The 16,919-nt window shown below is 34.3% G+C and carries 14 protein-coding genes; 1 reads left to right on the forward strand and 13 read right to left on the reverse strand.

What is annotated here, in order from left to right:
* The 7 genes from ACOYLP_RS05345 to ACOYLP_RS05375 form a co-directional block, all read right to left on the reverse strand.
* Window positions 1-505: DUF885 family protein (locus ACOYLP_RS05345; RefSeq protein WP_422855152.1), on the reverse strand; the 505-nt coding region annotated here is incomplete at its 3' end.
* Between the two features lie 66 nt (window positions 506-571).
* Complete coding sequence (locus ACOYLP_RS05350) at window positions 572-934, reverse strand: nuclear transport factor 2 family protein (RefSeq protein ID WP_422855153.1); 363 nt, start codon at window positions 932-934, stop codon at window positions 572-574.
* A gap of 130 nt (window positions 935-1,064) precedes the next feature.
* Window positions 1,065-2,003 carry a pseudouridine synthase gene (locus tag ACOYLP_RS05355; RefSeq protein WP_422855165.1) on the reverse strand — a complete coding sequence of 313 codons (939 nt, stop codon included), beginning with the start codon at window positions 2,001-2,003 and terminating at the stop codon, window positions 1,065-1,067.
* Between the two features lie 186 nt (window positions 2,004-2,189).
* Entirely contained in the window at window positions 2,190-3,107 is a 918-nt protein-coding gene (locus ACOYLP_RS05360) for a geranylgeranylglycerol-phosphate geranylgeranyltransferase (protein ID WP_422855154.1), read from the reverse strand.
* A gap of 54 nt (window positions 3,108-3,161) precedes the next feature.
* Window positions 3,162-4,100: a mevalonate kinase family protein gene (locus ACOYLP_RS05365; protein ID WP_422855155.1), complete on the reverse strand. Its 939-nt coding sequence runs from the start codon at window positions 4,098-4,100 to the stop codon at window positions 3,162-3,164.
* 40 nt (window positions 4,101-4,140) lie between these two features.
* Window positions 4,141-4,488 carry a four helix bundle protein gene (locus ACOYLP_RS05370; protein ID WP_422855156.1) on the reverse strand — a complete coding sequence of 116 codons (348 nt, stop codon included), beginning with the start codon at window positions 4,486-4,488 and terminating at the stop codon, window positions 4,141-4,143.
* 38 nt (window positions 4,489-4,526) lie between these two features.
* The gene (locus ACOYLP_RS05375; RefSeq protein ID WP_422855157.1) at window positions 4,527-5,633 is read right to left on the reverse strand and encodes a diphosphomevalonate/mevalonate 3,5-bisphosphate decarboxylase family protein; all 1,107 of its coding nucleotides are present in this window, start codon (window positions 5,631-5,633) and stop codon (window positions 4,527-4,529) included.
* Window positions 5,634-5,767: 134 nt separating this feature from the next.
* Between ACOYLP_RS05375 and ACOYLP_RS05380 the strand changes: the two genes are divergently transcribed.
* The gene (locus ACOYLP_RS05380; RefSeq protein WP_422855158.1) at window positions 5,768-6,241 is read left to right on the forward strand and encodes a TspO/MBR family protein; all 474 of its coding nucleotides are present in this window, start codon (window positions 5,768-5,770) and stop codon (window positions 6,239-6,241) included.
* A 57-nt stretch (window positions 6,242-6,298) separates the two neighbouring features.
* Here ACOYLP_RS05380 and ACOYLP_RS05385 read toward each other — a convergent pair whose 3' ends face one another.
* The 6 genes from ACOYLP_RS05385 to ACOYLP_RS05410 form a co-directional block, all read right to left on the reverse strand.
* Entirely contained in the window at window positions 6,299-9,199 is a 2,901-nt protein-coding gene (locus ACOYLP_RS05385; RefSeq protein ID WP_422855159.1) for a T9SS type A sorting domain-containing protein, read from the reverse strand.
* Between the two features lies 1 nt (window position 9,200).
* Window positions 9,201-10,331 carry a hypothetical protein gene (locus ACOYLP_RS05390; RefSeq protein ID WP_422855160.1) on the reverse strand — a complete coding sequence of 377 codons (1,131 nt, stop codon included), beginning with the start codon at window positions 10,329-10,331 and terminating at the stop codon, window positions 9,201-9,203.
* Window positions 10,332-10,652: 321 nt separating this feature from the next.
* On the reverse strand, window positions 10,653-11,867 hold the full coding sequence (locus ACOYLP_RS05395; protein ID WP_422855161.1) for an NAD(P)/FAD-dependent oxidoreductase: 1,215 nt from the start codon (window positions 11,865-11,867) through the stop codon (window positions 10,653-10,655).
* 129 nt (window positions 11,868-11,996) lie between these two features.
* The gene (locus ACOYLP_RS05400) at window positions 11,997-12,665 is read right to left on the reverse strand and encodes a glycerophosphodiester phosphodiesterase (RefSeq protein WP_422855162.1); all 669 of its coding nucleotides are present in this window, start codon (window positions 12,663-12,665) and stop codon (window positions 11,997-11,999) included.
* 78 nt (window positions 12,666-12,743) lie between these two features.
* On the reverse strand, window positions 12,744-14,396 hold the full coding sequence (locus tag ACOYLP_RS05405; protein ID WP_422855163.1) for an alpha-amylase family glycosyl hydrolase: 1,653 nt from the start codon (window positions 14,394-14,396) through the stop codon (window positions 12,744-12,746).
* A 3-nt stretch (window positions 14,397-14,399) separates the two neighbouring features.
* Window positions 14,400-16,799, reverse strand: a complete 2,400-nt coding sequence (locus ACOYLP_RS05410) for a TIM-barrel domain-containing protein (RefSeq protein WP_422855164.1) — start codon at window positions 16,797-16,799, stop codon at window positions 14,400-14,402.
* Window positions 16,800-16,919 lie beyond the last annotated feature (120 nt).

Raw genomic sequence — 16,919 nt, forward strand, 5'->3', positions numbered from 1 at the left:
CCATTGCTGAATCTACCCAAACTGCAAATAAATCCATTCTTTTCAGGAAATTTTTATAATCTTTTTCGGTTTTAAATGGCTGCGCACTTGTTCCGCCGGCATATTGACCCATCATTAAATGAGTTCCCCAAAACTGATGAATAGGCATCAAATTGGTATCATATTTCAATAAATCTTTCCCTACAGCAACTTCCCATTTGATGATGTCGTAGCTGTTTTTTTCTTCAGCAGTTAAAGCAGTCGTATCAATAGTTGTTAATTCATTTTCGAATTTATCATAAAAAGCAGCTTGCTTTTTTCGGTACGAATCAGTCATTTCAAATACAAGTTTGTCGTTGTATTCGTTTTGACCGTTTTGAGTAGCATCTAACGGATTTAGCTCGTTTTTGCCATCAAAATAAGCATCGGTAATGGCTTTGAAATTTTGCTCTTTTTTGTCTGATTTGCAGTTTGCAAAAAGTAATGAAAGAAGAACTATTACAGAAATTGTGTTTATTTTTTTCATTTTTAAGAGGTTAGTTGGGTAAAACTTTTTGTTAGTAGTTTAAAAATTTGTTACTAAAATATAAAATTATCCATGATATACCCTAGAAAAAACTATTCTTCCTTCTTTGATTTCCAATACTTCGGCAACGGACATGTTCTCTTCGTTTTCAACCATCCGAATATATTCCATAAAAACCCTGTCGGCATTTGATGTTAGGGAAGTTACTTTATAATGCAAACTCGGCAATCGGTCAAAAGAATCTTTCCACCAGGTTCGAAGCGCTTCTTTTCCAGTTACCAATCCGTTAGTTTCTGGATGGCGTATTTTTAATTTTGGACTAAAATGTTGGGCTTCGTCATCATATAACGACAATAATTTTTCTAAGTTATGCGCATTAAACGCTTCAAACCAAAACATTGCAATCGATAAGTTTTTTTCTGCTGACATAGTTTTTAAATGAAAAATCCTCTCGTTCTCATAACTAGAGGATTTATGATTGTAAATATACTTTTTTTGAGTTTGTCAAAATGTTACTAATACACTTTCTTTTGAAAGTCCTTAATGGATCAAATGAGTTTTAACTGTTTTTCAAATTGATAATTTCCTGTTCGGTTAAGAATCGCCAATTGCCTCGTGGTAAATTCTTTTTGGTTAAACCCGCAAAAGCAACTCTGTCGATTCGAAGAACATCATATCCTAAATGTTCAAAAATATTTCGAACGACTTTCACATTTGGCGATTTTAATTGCAACCCGATTTCGTTTTTTGGTTCGTTTTCGATGTAGCTTACTTCCTGAACGAATACCTTATGTCCGTCAATTGTGAGCCCTTTGCTTATTTTTTCTAAGTCATCGAACTTCAGGTTTTTATCCAATGAAACTTGGTAAATTTTTGATGATTTTTGATTAGGCAAGGTAAATTTTCTAATCATATCGGTATCGTTTGTAAATATTAGCAAGCCAGTTGTGTTTTTATCCATTCTGCCAATAGGACCAATTTTTGCTGAGGTAGAACCTTTTACCAACTCTAATACATTACGATATTCTTGTCCTTCATCAAGAGCTGTTGTGAAGTTTTTGGGTTTGTTTAGCAAGATGTATTCTTTTTTCTCGGGAGTTAAAGTGGCTCCATCAAAGTTTACAACATCTCCTGGTTTTACTAGGTAACCCATTTCTGTAACTGGAATTCCGTTTACTTTTACATTTCCAGATTGAATGTAGATATCAGCATCACGACGGGAACAAGCCCCTGAATTGGCAATGTATTTATTCAAACGAATTTCATCAGCTGCTTTTGGTCTTTTTGCTGCTTGATTCGGTTTCTTTTCTACTTTATTTGAAAGAGCTGTATCAGATTTTGTGCTAGGCTTACTTTTTTTAGGCCCTTGGGCACGCTTAGCCATGGCAGGTTTAGAGCCGCTTCGTTCGCCTCCGGCTCGGGTTGGCTTATTCGAACTTGGTCTCGAACTATTTGGACGTGAGCCACTTCGTTTATTATTGCCTTCCTTGTTATTCATAATTCTGTAATTTACTTCGTCAGTTCGGTCAATATGACCTCGTGTTGGCAAAGATACGTATTTCAGTTGCTTTTTCAGGAGCTATTTCCGGCTGTTCACTATATCTTTTGCTTTTTTCGATTGCTTCATTGCTCGAAATGACTAAAAAAGCAAAAGGATGCCGTTCCCATCCGGGCTATAAAACAGCTAAAACTTCAACAGTCTTCTACCGTTAACCAGCACTTCGGGATCGATTAAAACAATACAGAAAACACCTGAGACTACTAGAAATTTCAGCATGTTATGAAGTTTTAAATAATCGGGTTTGGAGTTGGATTTCCAAAGTTTTTGTAGAAAGAAAATCAAAATGATTAAACTCATATAGAAGTAAATATCCATATATCCAACTTCAAATTTTTCGACTAGGAAATAAATTGGAATTATTGTCAAAACGGTTAGTAGTGTAATAATTTTTTTTGCAGTGCTTTCACCAAACATTACAGGTATCGTTTGATAATCGTTAGCAATATCGCCCTTTATGTTTTCCAAATCTTTTATTATTTCACGGATAATAAGCAAAAGAAAAAGGAAATTAGCGTGAGCAAAAATCTGCGGATAGGTATTTTTGTAATAAAGAAAAATGGCAAAAAAGGGCAGAACTGCTAGAAATGCTGCGGTCATATTTCCAACTATAGCCATTTTTTTGAGTTTATGAGAATAAAACCAAATTAGGAAAATATAGGCCGAGAAAAATAATACAGCACGAAACGAAACAAAAAATGATAGTAAGAAAACAATAAAATTCACAGTAAAATAAACTTTAAGTTTTGTTTTCTGACTCACCAAGCGGTCGAGTTGTGACTTATTGGGGCGATTTATTAAATCTTTTTCGCTATCATAAAAATTATTAATGATATATCCAGAAGCAATAGTTAAACTGGAAACAATTACGATGATAAATAAGTTGAAATCGAGTAAGACAATTAACGCTCTTTTTTCGGGTGCCAAAATAAAAATAGCTGAAAGATATTGTGCTAAGGCAATAATAGGAATGTTATAACCGCGAATAACAGAAAACATGCTGACAATTTTCAGCAGTAAGTGTTTGTTTTTTCGGCTTAACATTTTGACAAAATTAACCCTTCGACTGCGCTTTGGATGACAAAAGCGGATTTCATTTTAAAATTGGTAAACCACTTCCAATTTATAATCTTTTAAGGAACTTTTCGCTTTATCTAAGTCTTGTGTAAAACCTAAAATATAACCACCACCACCGGAACCGCAAAGTTTTAAGTAGTAATCGTTAGTGTCAATACCACGTTGCCAAACACCGTGAAATTGTTCTGGAATCATTGGTTTGAAGTTGTTTAAAACCACTTTAGACAATTGCTTAGTATTAGCAAATAAAGACTTCATATCGCCACCTAAGAAATTATCCACACAAGCATCGGTATATTTTACGAATTGTGTTTTAAGCATTTTACGGAAACCTTCTTCTTTTAGGTTTTCCATAAAGATATTCACCATTGGAGCTGTTTCGCCTACAATTCCAGAGTCTAACAAAAACACAGCGCCTTTTCCGGTAGTGCTTTGTGATGGAATTCCAGTAGCTTCAATATTATCTTTAGAGTTGATAAGAATTGGAATACTCAAATAACTATTCAAAGGGTCAAGTCCGGAACTTTTGCCATGAAAAAAAGATTCCATTTGAGAAAAAATGGCTTTTAATTGTAATAATTTATCACGGGTCAAATTTTCTAAAACAGTGATTTTGTTATTGGCATATTTATCATAAATGGCAGCAACCAATGCGCCGCTACTACCAACACCATAACCTTGAGGAATGCTAGAGTCGAAATACATTCCGCGTTCAACATCGGCTTTTAGTATTTCAATATTGAAAGTTACAAGTTCTGGTTGCTCTTGCTGAAGATTTTCTAAATAAGTAACAAATCTTCTCAAACTTGCATTAGATTTTATGGCTTCCTGCGTTGGATTTTCATCCACTTTCAATGCACCATTATAAAAATTGTAAGGAATTGATAAACCTTTAGAATCTTTTATAATTCCGTATTCTCCGAAGAGAAGAATCTTTGAGTAAAAAAGTGGTCCTTTCATAAGTTTTTTTAATGGATAATTAACAATGGATAATTGATAATTATTTTTTTGATGTATTTATTATACTAGTTAGCAACTTTAATAATTCTACAATTTTTGGTTTTATTATATCAAATTCGGTTTGACTTAAATACTTAGTTTCAAATAATAAATCTATCCAATATTCTGTTTCATTGGCCTCTTTTAGAGCAATTGATAATTTATGAATAAAATCAGCTTTGCTTTGTGCATGTTCTGATTCTCTAACATTTGCACCTATTGATGTCCCAGAACGTAACAATTGTTTTGATAAAACGAATTCTTTTCTTTCAGCTAAAATTTTATAAAGAGAAACAATTTCAATGGCAAACGCAAAAGATTTTTCTTTAATAACGTTTTTCTTCTCCATTATTTAATTTTGCATTATCAATTATCAATTATCAATTATCAATTATCAATTATCAATTGACTTCCGTTTCCAATTGCATCACAAATATAGTTACCATTTTGACAATAGCCAACTAATTCGTCCTTAATAAATTGTAAAACATTTTCTCTAACGTTTTCGGGATACAAAACATGTACGTTTGCTCCTGCATCTAAAGTAAAACAAACCGGAGTTTTGGTTTCATTTCTGAATTTCCAAATTTTATTTATGATTTCCAGTGTGTTAGGTTTCATCAATATAAAATAGGGTAGTGATGTCATCATCATCGCGTGCAATGTCAAGGCTTCGCTTTCTACTATTTTGATAAATTCTTCTAAATTGCCATTTTCTAAAACGGTTTTTATCGCCGATAAATTTTGATGCGCTTGTGCAAATCGTTGTTCAGCAAAAGGATGATTGTGCATCAAATCGTGTCCAACTGTTGATGAAACTTGTTTTTCACCTTTATCAACCAATAAAATGGTGTCTTGATAGTTTTTGAAATTGGCATGCAATTGCGATGGAAATTCTATACCAAACAAATCGGAACTATCATTAATTTCTACATGATTTCCCCAAACGACTACACTTCCTTTTACGCTTCTACAAGCACTTCCTGAACCCAATCTTGCTAAAAAAGAAGCTTTTTGACAAAAGAAATCTTCTGTCATAGCGGGATTTAAAGCTTTTTCCAAACTCATAATATTAATGGCTAAAGCCGCCATTGCAGAAGCAGAAGAAGCAATGCCTGAACTATGTGGGAATGTATTTTCGGTGTCAATCGTAAAATGATAATCTTTTAAATAAGGGCAATAGATTTCAATGCGTTCGAAGAACTTTTGAATTTTGGGTTTGAAATTTTCTTTAGGTTTGCCTTCAAATAACAAGTCAAATGAAAAATCAGAAGATGTCACATCGAGCGCAGTTGAGAAGCCTCGCTTTACGAAAGCCAATTTGGTAATCGTTTTACAATTGTTTAACGTAAAACTAATAGAAGGGTTGGCTGGAATTTGCTTATCTTTTTTCCCCCAATATTTCACTAAAGCAATATTGCTGGGTGCACTCCATTGAAAATTTCCGTTCTCAATGCTAGCCTGATGATGGGCTATAAAATCCTTTTCGGACATAGGTTTATAGTTTGCTTTTTGGTTTGACCCAAAATTTTGAAAGACAAAGATACTTTTTTTATAAAAATCAGCAGAAGTTTTATAAAAACAAACTGTTTTGGTTTAGTATCTTTGAGAGTATAAAAATAAATGTTATGCAAAAGATTTTAAAAATAGTTTTGGTCGTTGCCGTTTGTTTAACTGTTGGTTATTTTTCGGGAATGGAAACAAGACAAAGTATTACAACTTGGTATCCGACTTTGGTAAAGCCCATTTTTAACCCGCCTAATTGGATTTTCGGACCGGTTTGGACATTGTTGTATATTATGATGGGAATTGCTGCCGGTTTGGTTTGGACTAAAGGTTATGAGGAGCAAACCACTAAAAAGGCACTTGGTTTCTTTGCGATACAGTTAGGCTTGAATGCACTTTGGTCATATCTTTTCTTTGGTTTGCATAACCCTTTTTTGGCATTGATTGAAATTATTTTACTTTGGTTAATGATTTTTGAAACCTATAATGTGTTCAAAAAGATTAACAAAACTGCCGGACTTTTGTTACTTCCTTATTTGGCTTGGGTAAGTTTTGCAACTATTCTTAATGCTAGTATTTGGTGGTTGAATAGATAAGAAAAAAACCCATCAAATTTCAATTGATGGGTTTTTGTTTTAATATAATATGAATAGTTATTCCTTAATAAACTTTTTTGTAAACTTCTCTTTTCCCGAAAAAGCATGAATAATATACGCTCCCGAAGCAAATCTCTCAACATTTAATTGATTGTCTTCAGGTTTTCCTTCAAAAATCACTTTGCCAAGTAAATCCATAACTATTAAATTATCTATTTTACTATTGTTTGAAGATTCAAAGAATAACAAACTACTAGTAGGATTTGGATAAACAGAAAAAGTTGAAGTAATAGTTGGATCCTCCATTTTAGCTGTTTCACAAACAGTTATGCCATCCCAAATTAAACTAATTGATTTTTCAGTACTGTAAGTACATCCATTATATGCTTTTACTTTTACAATGTTTTTTGTAGATGTAACTAAAGTAGCTACAGCTGAAAAGTTTATGACTATAGCGTTTGTGTCTGAAGAACCAGTAGCCCCATTTTGTAGGGTCCAAACGTATGAAGTAGCATAAGGAACAGCAGGCACTGTAATAGTTTGAGTATTACATTTAGTAAAATATCCTGCAGATGCTAATCCAGTTGAAGGGACTAAATAAGAATAGGAGTTAGTATTTGTTCCAACAGCAGCCAATGCAGTAGTCAAGGTAAGTACTTTGTTTGTAGCACTATTTCCAACACCATTTACAGAGGTTATTGTTATCGTTTTATTAGCAACTGCAGTAGTGGTAGTTACTGTAAAACCTATAGGATAAGTAACCGTAAAAGATAAATCACTAGTTTCTAAAATATTTGTGGCATTAGTTGAATTACTTACTGATTTAACTACTGCACCAGTTGGAGCAGTGATCAAATAGGAATTGGCTAAAGCGGAAGTTGTCATCGTATAATTGTATGTATTTCCTCCACATAAACTAGCTATTTGTCCCGTAACAGTAGTAACAGCGGTAGGCAACGAAGTAGTTACTTTCAATAATTTAGCAGTTGAAGTAGTTGCAGGCACTAATGTTGCGTTATTACTAACTGAATATCCTATACCATTTTTAGCTTTTGCCCCAATATAGTATGAAGTTACACCAGCAGGTGCTGCATTTGTTGCGTTTCCTTTGAAATTAACTATTAATTCTCTATCATAAGAACTATTCCCCGAAACAACATTAACCCATGATGGTAATTCCCATTCATAAGAAGATGCTAAAGTAGAAGCAGTGGCTGATAACTTTAAAGGAGTGTCTGTTCCAAGATACTTACTTATAACTGTTACGGCTGTACTAGTGCTTATTGCATCATTGGTTAATTTAACTGCAGCAGGTGCGGCAGGTGCAATAGCCGTTAAAGTTAACAGTCTTGCAGTTGAGACAGCAGTAGGATTAATCAATGAAGCATTATTAGATATCGAAACACCTACACCATTTTTTGATTTAACTCCTATTCTTAAAACATTAGTAGAAACACCAGCTGTTGTTGAATAATTAAAAGTATTGGCACTTGTTACTCCCAATAAATTAACATAAATATAAGGAAGTGTACTATTAGTTCCTGAACCGTCTGTTCTATTAACTCCTGTAGGCAGTTCCCATTCATAGGAAGTAGCTGTAGCAACTGTTCCAGATGTTAATTTCAAAACAGTGTTTGTCCCCATGTATTTTGAAATGTTGGTAATAGCAGTAGTAGTAACACCATTTGTAAGCGTTAGTGATGAAGGTGCTGTAGGCAATGCTTTAGTAAGCGTTACTGTCTTGGCAACACTTTTACACCCTATATCATTAACCGATTGAACCATTAGGTTTCCAATGTTACCTGGGCCTGCAGCAACATTCTGAAAATTAACCTCTATACTTGTTGTGCCTTGACCAGAAACAATGTTAACTCCAGTCGGTGCTGTCCAAAAATAAGACGAAGCACCACTAACGGCAGCAATAGAATAGGTAACTGTTGTACTGGTTCCAACTAATGCTCCTTGTGCAACAGCTCCCGAAATGGTTCCTGGTGTAGTAGGTAATGCTACAATGGTTACTGGAACTGATGTTCTTGTGCTTTCAAAAGCACCTGCCGATTGTGAAACGTAATATGTTTTAGTGGTAAGCAAGGTTGTTGTTGCTAAAGCACTTCCACCCGTTGCAGCACTGTACCATTTAAGATTGCTTCCTGTAGCCACCAAATTAGCTACAGTACTCGATTTACAAAGTGACTGAGCTGAAGCTGTTGGCGGTGGCGGTGGTGATGAAGGCGTAACTGTAAATTCTTTAACTTCATAAAAACTCCATACTCCATTACCGTCTTTTACTCGAACAAATAATTTGTGAGTTCCCACTGAAAAGTTAGTATCACTAATGCCAAATGTTTTATTTATAACTGCACCTTCGGCAAAACTAATAACTGTTCCATTACCAACACCTGGGTCGGTATCAACAAACCATTCACCAGCTATCAAATTAGGTTGTGAAGTTGCCGCTGGCATGATATAAAATAATTTACACTCAACAATACTCCATATGTTACTATCGTCTTTTACTCTAACATATAGACGATGTAAACCACTACTTAAATTAGTAGCACTGATGGATAAGGGCATAGAGATAGTAGCTACCGGAGTACTGAAATTGGTAATAGTTCCATTTCCTAAACCAGGGTCAGTGTCTATAAACCATTCGCATGCTATAAGATTGCCTTGATTGGATAAAGACGGCATGATGTAGAAAAGCTTGTTTTCGACAAGACTCCATGTATTGTTATCATCTTTCACCCTTACAAATAAGTTATGCATTCCACTTGACAAATTATTAGTAGAAATTGAAAGGGTTTTATTTACAATATTATCCGGTACGATAGAAAAAGAGGTTCCTTGACCTAAATCTTTATAGGTGTCAAAAAAATACTCTCCACTAACTATGTTTTGTGCATTTGGAATCATTCCAATACACAAGACTGAAAAAAGTAATAGCTTCTTAAACATACTAATTCTTTTTCTCAGCACTGAAATTCACATTTAAAGTGCTATTAGCTGGTATTGAAGGATTAGTAATAGTCAAATCCAACATTTGTGGCATAGCAGGCATAGGGAAATATCTGAATCGAGAGTCGGTTGTTGCGCCTTCAACAAAAGGAGTAGTTCCTCCATAAATGCCGATATCGGTTCCATCTGTACCATAGTTTTTGCCAGGGGAGTCATTATTTAAATGAAAATCGACAAATGGGCCACTAGATGGACTGCTGATAGAGTAACTATAAATATTATCGCTAATAATATCATATTTAACAAAACTTGGATTTTGATTAAAAATATTACCAAATGTGGTATTGAAGGTGTTATTTAAATTTGGATTAGCTAAAAAATTAGAATCATATGAATAATTAGGAGAATAAAAAAGGTTTTTAGTAAAATTACAATATTTAAAACCCGAATAATTTGAATAGTTTGAATAAATAATATTATTAAGTACTGAAGCATTGTAGCACCCTGATATTCCTCCTATAATATTGTTTACCAATACCCAATTACCGGAGTCAATAAATCCAGTGCTTTGCACACCATTAACAAAAATATTATTGTTTACCACCGAATTACCGCCCAAACGGTCAACATTCAGCGTACCTATTATATTATTAAATATATGTATTCCAGAATATCTAGTTTCGGCGGAAGCATATCCATTATTCATAATAGCAGAAATTCTATTCCTATATATACTAATGTTGCTAACCATATAACTAACCGAGCCAATATTCGAAAAACCCAAAAGCAAAACATAAATATTACACCCTGTTATAGAGCTTCCCGAAGGGCTTGAAGTTCCGTCTGCAGAAACTCTATAATATATATTTCCTAAGGTAGTGCCTAAATGGGATGTATTATCAGGTAACATTCCTGATCCAACAATCTTAAGTTTTTTAGTTATTGTTACATCTCCATAACTAGTTACAGAACCTTGTACATACAAGGTATCATCTGGAGCTGCCGCATCAATGGCTGTTTGGAGACTGGTATATTGACCCGGAATGTTTGGATTATTGCTAACAATTATTATTGCCGCCTTAGACGTAAAATTCATAAATGCTAATGAGCATAAAAAATAAAGTTTTTTCATAATTATTAAATTTTCTTTTTATGGTTGATTATATTAAGTTTTTAAAAATCTTTTATACAAAATTACCCTTTTGGGTGTCTTTATTTGTTTTAAAAATAATCGTCTTTAATATTATTCAAGATGCTCAACATAAGCATTTTGAAGTCTATAAAAATTTAGAATTTAACAAAAATAGAAAAAAAACAAAATGTGCCAACAGCTGTGAATAATTATTTTATTTATAATTAATTAGCATCAAAATGTTATCTAATTATCAATATAAATGAAAATAGTTTGTTGGTTATTTCTTAATTCGAAAGTATTTGGATGTTGAATAAATAACTATTCAACCATAGCATTCGCCACTATAAACCCACTCGTCCAAGCATTTTGGAAATTGAACCCGCCGGTAATAGCATCAATATTCACGATTTCGCCTGCAAAGAATAAATTTTCATGCAGTTTACTTTCCATAGTTTTGAAATTAATTTCTTTTAAATCAATGCCGCCAGCTGTAACAAATTCTTCTTTAAACGTGCTTTTGCCATTGACCTGAAATTCGCCATTGGTGAGTTGGTTTGCTAAATCAGTCAATTGTTTTTTTGAAAGGTCTGCCCATTTTCTTTCGCTGTCAATTTCAGAGGCAATAACTAAACTTTCCCACAAGCGATTAGGAAACTCAAACGGTGATTTTTTACTTACTACTTTCTTCGCGTGCTCTTGTTTGAGTTCTTTCAAGGTTTCCATCGCCTCGTCAAAAGTGACATCGTTGAGCCAATTAATTTCGATTACAAACTGGTATTTTTTCTCGGCCAAAATAATCGCGCCCCAAGCCGAAAGTCTCAAAATTCCGGGACCGCTCATGCCCCAATGCGTAATCAATAATGGTCCGGAAGCCTCTAGTTTGGATCCTTTGACTTTCACGTTGGCGAAAGCTGAAAGCCCCATCAAATCTTTGATTCGGCCGTCTTTGATGTTAAAAGTAAATAGCGACGGAACCGGTGGTATAATAGTGTGATTCATGCTTCCTAATAGTTCCCAAATCTTAGGATTGCTGCCGGTAGTCATGACTAATTTTTGACAAGAAAAGGATTCGTAATTGGTTTCTACTTTCCAATAATTTTCTCCTTGAAATAGCGATTGTACACTTTGACCGGTTAAGACATCGATTTTTAATTTATGGGTCAAGCCCAAAAAACAGTCGATTATCGTTTGTGAGGAATCCGAAGTGGGAAACATTCTGCCATCGTCTTCAATTTTCAATTCGACACCATGTTTTTCAAACCATTCAATTGTATCGCCTGAACAGAACTGATGAAAAGGACCACGCAGCTCTTTTTCGCCACGCGGATAAAACTTCACTAAATCATTAGGCACAAAGCAGGCATGCGTCACATTACATCGTCCGCCACCGGAAATGCGGACTTTTTCCAAGACTGTTTTGCCTCTTTCGAGTATGGCTACTTTTAGTTTCGGATTTTTTTCAACGATATTAATTGCCGTAAAAAAACCTGCTGCACCGCCACCAACAATTATAATGTCAAAGTTTGAATTCATTTATTTTTTTAAACCATTAAGGTCTATTTTTATTTATAATATTTTAGATGTGTCATTTCGACGAAGGAGAAATCTCATCAAGGTTTTGTATTATTTGATTTCTCCTTCGTCGAAATGACAATAAACAGTCTAAACTCTATCCGGAAAATCTGTAATGATACCGTCAACGTTTAACGATTTGACAAAGATAATGTCTTCTGGCTCATTGATGGTCCATGGATAGACTTTATAATTTTTGGATTTCATGTTGGCAACGTTTTCTGGCGTCAGCAAATGATAATACGGATGAATGGAATATGCTTTTATAAATTTGGCGAAAGCCAATGCTAACTCTAAATCGGTGTTAGTCAAAACACCAATTTGAATTTTATCATTCAAAAAATGAACTTGCTGTATCGCATTCCAATCAAAACTAGAAACAATGAAATCCTCGTGTTTCCAACCTTTTTCAGCAACATATTGTTCGATAAGTTCGACTACTTTATCGGCAGTTTCAAAGGTTTTAAGTTCTACATTGATAAAGCATTTTTTATTTACCAATTCAAAAACAGACATTAAAGTTGGGATTCCAAAAGCTTTTAATTCAGTAACGGAATAATCTTTTACAAAACCCTTCCCTGAGGTAGTTCTTTCGATAGTGTCATCATGAATAACAACGACTTCGCCCGATTTGCATAAATGCACATCGAGCTCAATTCCGTCAACACCTAAATCAATCGCTTTTTGAAAAGAAGCCAAAGTATTTTCGGCCACATAACCTTTTGCACCGCGATGACCTATTTTTTGGATTGAGTTCATATATTTTTCTAAACCATTAAGATAGTATAGTTCATTAAGTTAACTATTAATTTTGTTAATGCCTTAATGGTGTATTTTTTAATTTTTTTCTAGTAAAACAATCCCGAAGTCTGTGTTGATGTTTACTTTTCCTTTGGCAACTGTAGCTGTTTTACCTGAATAAGCGTCTTTTACTTTGCATCCGTTTGGGAAAATGTTACTAACAGGAATGTTTTTTTCTCCTATAGTTAAGTCCAATCCAACTACAACTTTATCTGAATATTTCCCTTTGATAAACGTTCTGCTGAATACGTATGGCAAAGCCGAAATTTGGTTATGAACTCCGGCCCCAACTGCAGGATGATTTTTTCTAAATAGCCCTAATTTCTGCCAATGCGCTAACACTTCCTTGGTTTCCGCCTTATTTAAAATATCATCCCAATTCATATTCGAACGTAAAGTAGCATCGCCTTGCGTTCCTTCAATTTCAAGTGAACGAGCACTTTCATCACCATAATATACTTGCGAAATTCCTGGTGCCAATAATAATTTAGTTCCGCTTTCAAAAGTCTTTTCACGTTTTTTATCAAACGGATAACCATCATCATGAGACGAAACATAATTCATCACTGTATTGCCTTTTAAATCATTTTGCAAGATGTTGGAATATTTTGAAAACAATTCTTCATAGTTCATTTTGGCTTCATTCCTAAAATCAAAGTTGATTAAGCCCGTAAAACCATTCTCGAAATAGTTGACTTTTTTATCTCCAAAATCATAGAATTTTTTACCACCAATATTATAACCGTAAACTTCTCCAACTGTAAAAAACGGACTATTATCGATCACTTTTTTTGGATTATTTTTTTTGTATTCGGCGAAAGCCCTGTCACAGACTTTTTTGAAATCTGCCCAAACATCTTCATTCGTATGCTTTACCGTATCTACTCGGTAGCCATCAATTCCAAAATCGGTGATGTAATCTGAAAGCCATTTCATGATGTAGTATTTTGGTGCTCTTTGATAACCCGTTTTTTTAAAAAAAGCATCCAATGAAGCAACTTCTTTATCATAACGACCTTCTTTTTTCCATTTGTTGACTAGAAAAGTTGGTAATTCAACAGCTTCATTGTTTTCAGTTTTAACATCAGGAAGATTATCAACCAAAGTGCAGTTAATATAAGTATCGTATGATTGATAAGTACATTTTGGTGAAGTTCTCACCCAATCATTCGGATAAACAGAATCCTCTGGAGTTACAGGGCCAGTGTGATTAATAACTGCATCCAGCATAATTCTGATGCCAAGTGAGTGAGCTTTTTGAACTAATTCGATTAAATCTTTTCGGGTTCCAAAACTCGGATCCATTGCCGTCCAATCTCTTGTCCAATAGCCATGAAAACCATACGTAAATCCGGTTCCTTCGTCTACACCCTCATGAATTTGCTCAACAACTGGCGTCATCCAAATAACATTAATTCCTAAATTAGTAAAATAACCTTCGTCTAATTTTTGGATAATTCCACGAATATCACCACCTTCAAATCCACGCAGTTTTCCGGTTGGTTTGTTTCGGTTATAGGTTTGGTCGTTGGTTTTATCACCATTATTGAATCGGTCGGTAACGATGAAATAGACATTGGCACTTTCCCATACGAATGGGGTTTTCGGGCTTGAAGACTTTTTAGTTTGAGCAAAAGTTGCACCGCTGAAAAGAGATGCAATTATTAGAATGAATTTTATTTTTTTCATTTTTTAGTATTCAATTTTAATTTCTGAAAGAGGTCCTATTGCCGCATTAACATTTACCTGTAGTGGTTCTGAAAATCTCTTGTAAACTTGTTCCTGACCATTTACAAATATTCGTTTTGCCTTGTTTGAGATGTTATGGATAAATACAGAAACATTTTTATTCTTTGAAGTATAATTTCTTCCCGAAACAGTGGCAATTTTTATAATTAGTGATTTAGCGCTAGTATCACTAGAAAAATGCACTGCTTCATATTGCTCTTTTTCAAATGCATTGGGTGTAACACCATCATCGTTATACAACATTCCATTAGAATGGGCCACACTTTCATCAAAATAATAATGCAGATTAAAGTTATCTAACGAATAGTTTGACGTATTCTGAATAGTTTCTATCATAGGAATAAAACTTCCGCCACGTACAAAAGTTGGAATATAATCTTCGTTTACCTTTATCGTTTTAGTAGTTCCGGCTAAGTGTTTTTCATTCGTATAAAAATCAAACCAATTGTTGCTTTTTGGGAAATAAATTTCAGTAGATGTTACGCCACTTTTTGTAATTGGCGTTACCAAAAAGTTATTTCCCCAAAAATATGTTCCGGCGACAGTTGTTAATGCTGGATTATTCGGTTCTTCAAAAAATAGCGGACGCATTAAGGGTGTTCCTTTTTGATTGTTATCGAAAGACAAAGTGTAATTATACGGCATCAATTGGTAGCGCAATTCAACTGATTTTTTTGCTTTAGCCATTGTTGTAATATCTTTTCTAGCCACTTCAGAAGCAACATCCTCTTGAGCATGCGGACGGAATATCGGATTGAAAACACCATATTGCAACCAACGTAAATACAATTCGTTGTCAAAATAATCGCCTGCAAATCCGCCAAGGTCAGAGTGCATATAGCCTAGCCCTTGCATTCCCATTTGTAATGCAATTTCCATTTGGCTTTGCAATCCGCCCCAACTTCTGCTCACATCGCCACTCCAAGGTACCATTCCATAACGCTGTGAACCTGAATATCCAGCACGCATTAAGATAAAAGGTCTTTGTGTTGGGAAGTCTTTTTTATAACCATCAGCGATTAGTTTGGCCCAATTGTGTCCATAGATATTATGTACTTCATCCGCTTTTCCACCTGCAGTTATAACTTTAGAAGGGAAAACTTCTGGTTCCCCTAAATCGCCCCACATTCCGCCAACACCTTGATTGATTAATCTTTTATAGACATTCCAAAACCAGGATGCCCCTTCAGGCTTGAATATATCGACAACACTGGTATTTCCGAAATAGAAATCCCAAGTTGCAGGTTTTCCTGTCTTATCGGTTACCAATACTTTTTTGTCTACAGTTTCTTTCCATTTTGATGAGGTTGTCAGAATAAAAGGCTCGGTAATCAAGATGGTTTTTACACCTTTCGCATTCAAATTGGAAATCATTTTATCCGGGTTTGGGAAGTTGTCTTTGTCCCAATCCAAATTTCCCATAGTGTTTTTTATTCCTTTTCCAAACCAATACAAATCAAGAATAATTGCATCGACAGGAATTTTATTATCTTCAAATTTTCGAATTGTATTCTCTACTTCATCTTGGTTGTGATAGCCAAAACGGCTAGAGAAATTTCCTAAAGCCCAACGAGGCAATAAAGGTTGTTTTCCACTTAAATCAGTATAGTTTGACACTAAATCGGTCCAACTATCACCAACAATAATCTGATACGTTTTTCTTCCTGAAATGGTTTCATAGGTTAGTGTATTATTTTTTTGGCTATCTAAATCCAAATAGCCAATAGCAGCATTATCAAAATGAACAGTGTATAATTTAGATGACATCACTAGTGGAATACAGAAATTCATCAACTCAGCTTTGGTTTCATAACCATAATGTGCTCTGTTGTATAACTGCAAACGATTTCCTCTTCTATTCATTCCCAATGCTCTAGCTCCGCCACCATATAATGCTTCGGAATTGTCCAAATTGAAAGACAAGGTTTCGGTTGAATCATTGACTTTGGTATAGCCCATTTTTTCAGACAAAAGCACTTTCCCAAGGTTGGAATAGGTAATTTTAAATGGCGATTTATTAATAACTACCGTAATTCCTTTTGTCAATAATGTTAATGAATTGTCAGTTTTGGTAAAACTAGCCCAACCTTTTTCAGCAGTTTTGACAACAGCATGCGAATTTGGATTGAAACTTTGCTTCGCCGATTCACTATTGCTCGCGTCTCCATTTGGAATAAATGAAGTTTCGACAATTTTATCAGAATACGGTTTTATCAGATAAGAACCATCCGAGGTTTTAACTTCTAAAATGTTGTTTTTCCATGAATGAGAAATGTATTTTCTGTTTACATTTTGTGCAAATGAAATGGAAGTAATGAATAATAAAATATATATTTTTTTCATTGTTTATTTTTTTTAACCATTAAGAAATTAAGTTTCATTAAGTCGTTTCTTAATTTTCTTAATGCCTTAATGGTTTTATTTTTATTTCAATTCTAATACGAAAACCGATTTTCCTTCGAT

This window comes from Flavobacterium sp., from assembly GCF_049318325.1.
Classification (GTDB): Bacteria; Bacteroidota; Bacteroidia; order Flavobacteriales; family Flavobacteriaceae; genus Flavobacterium.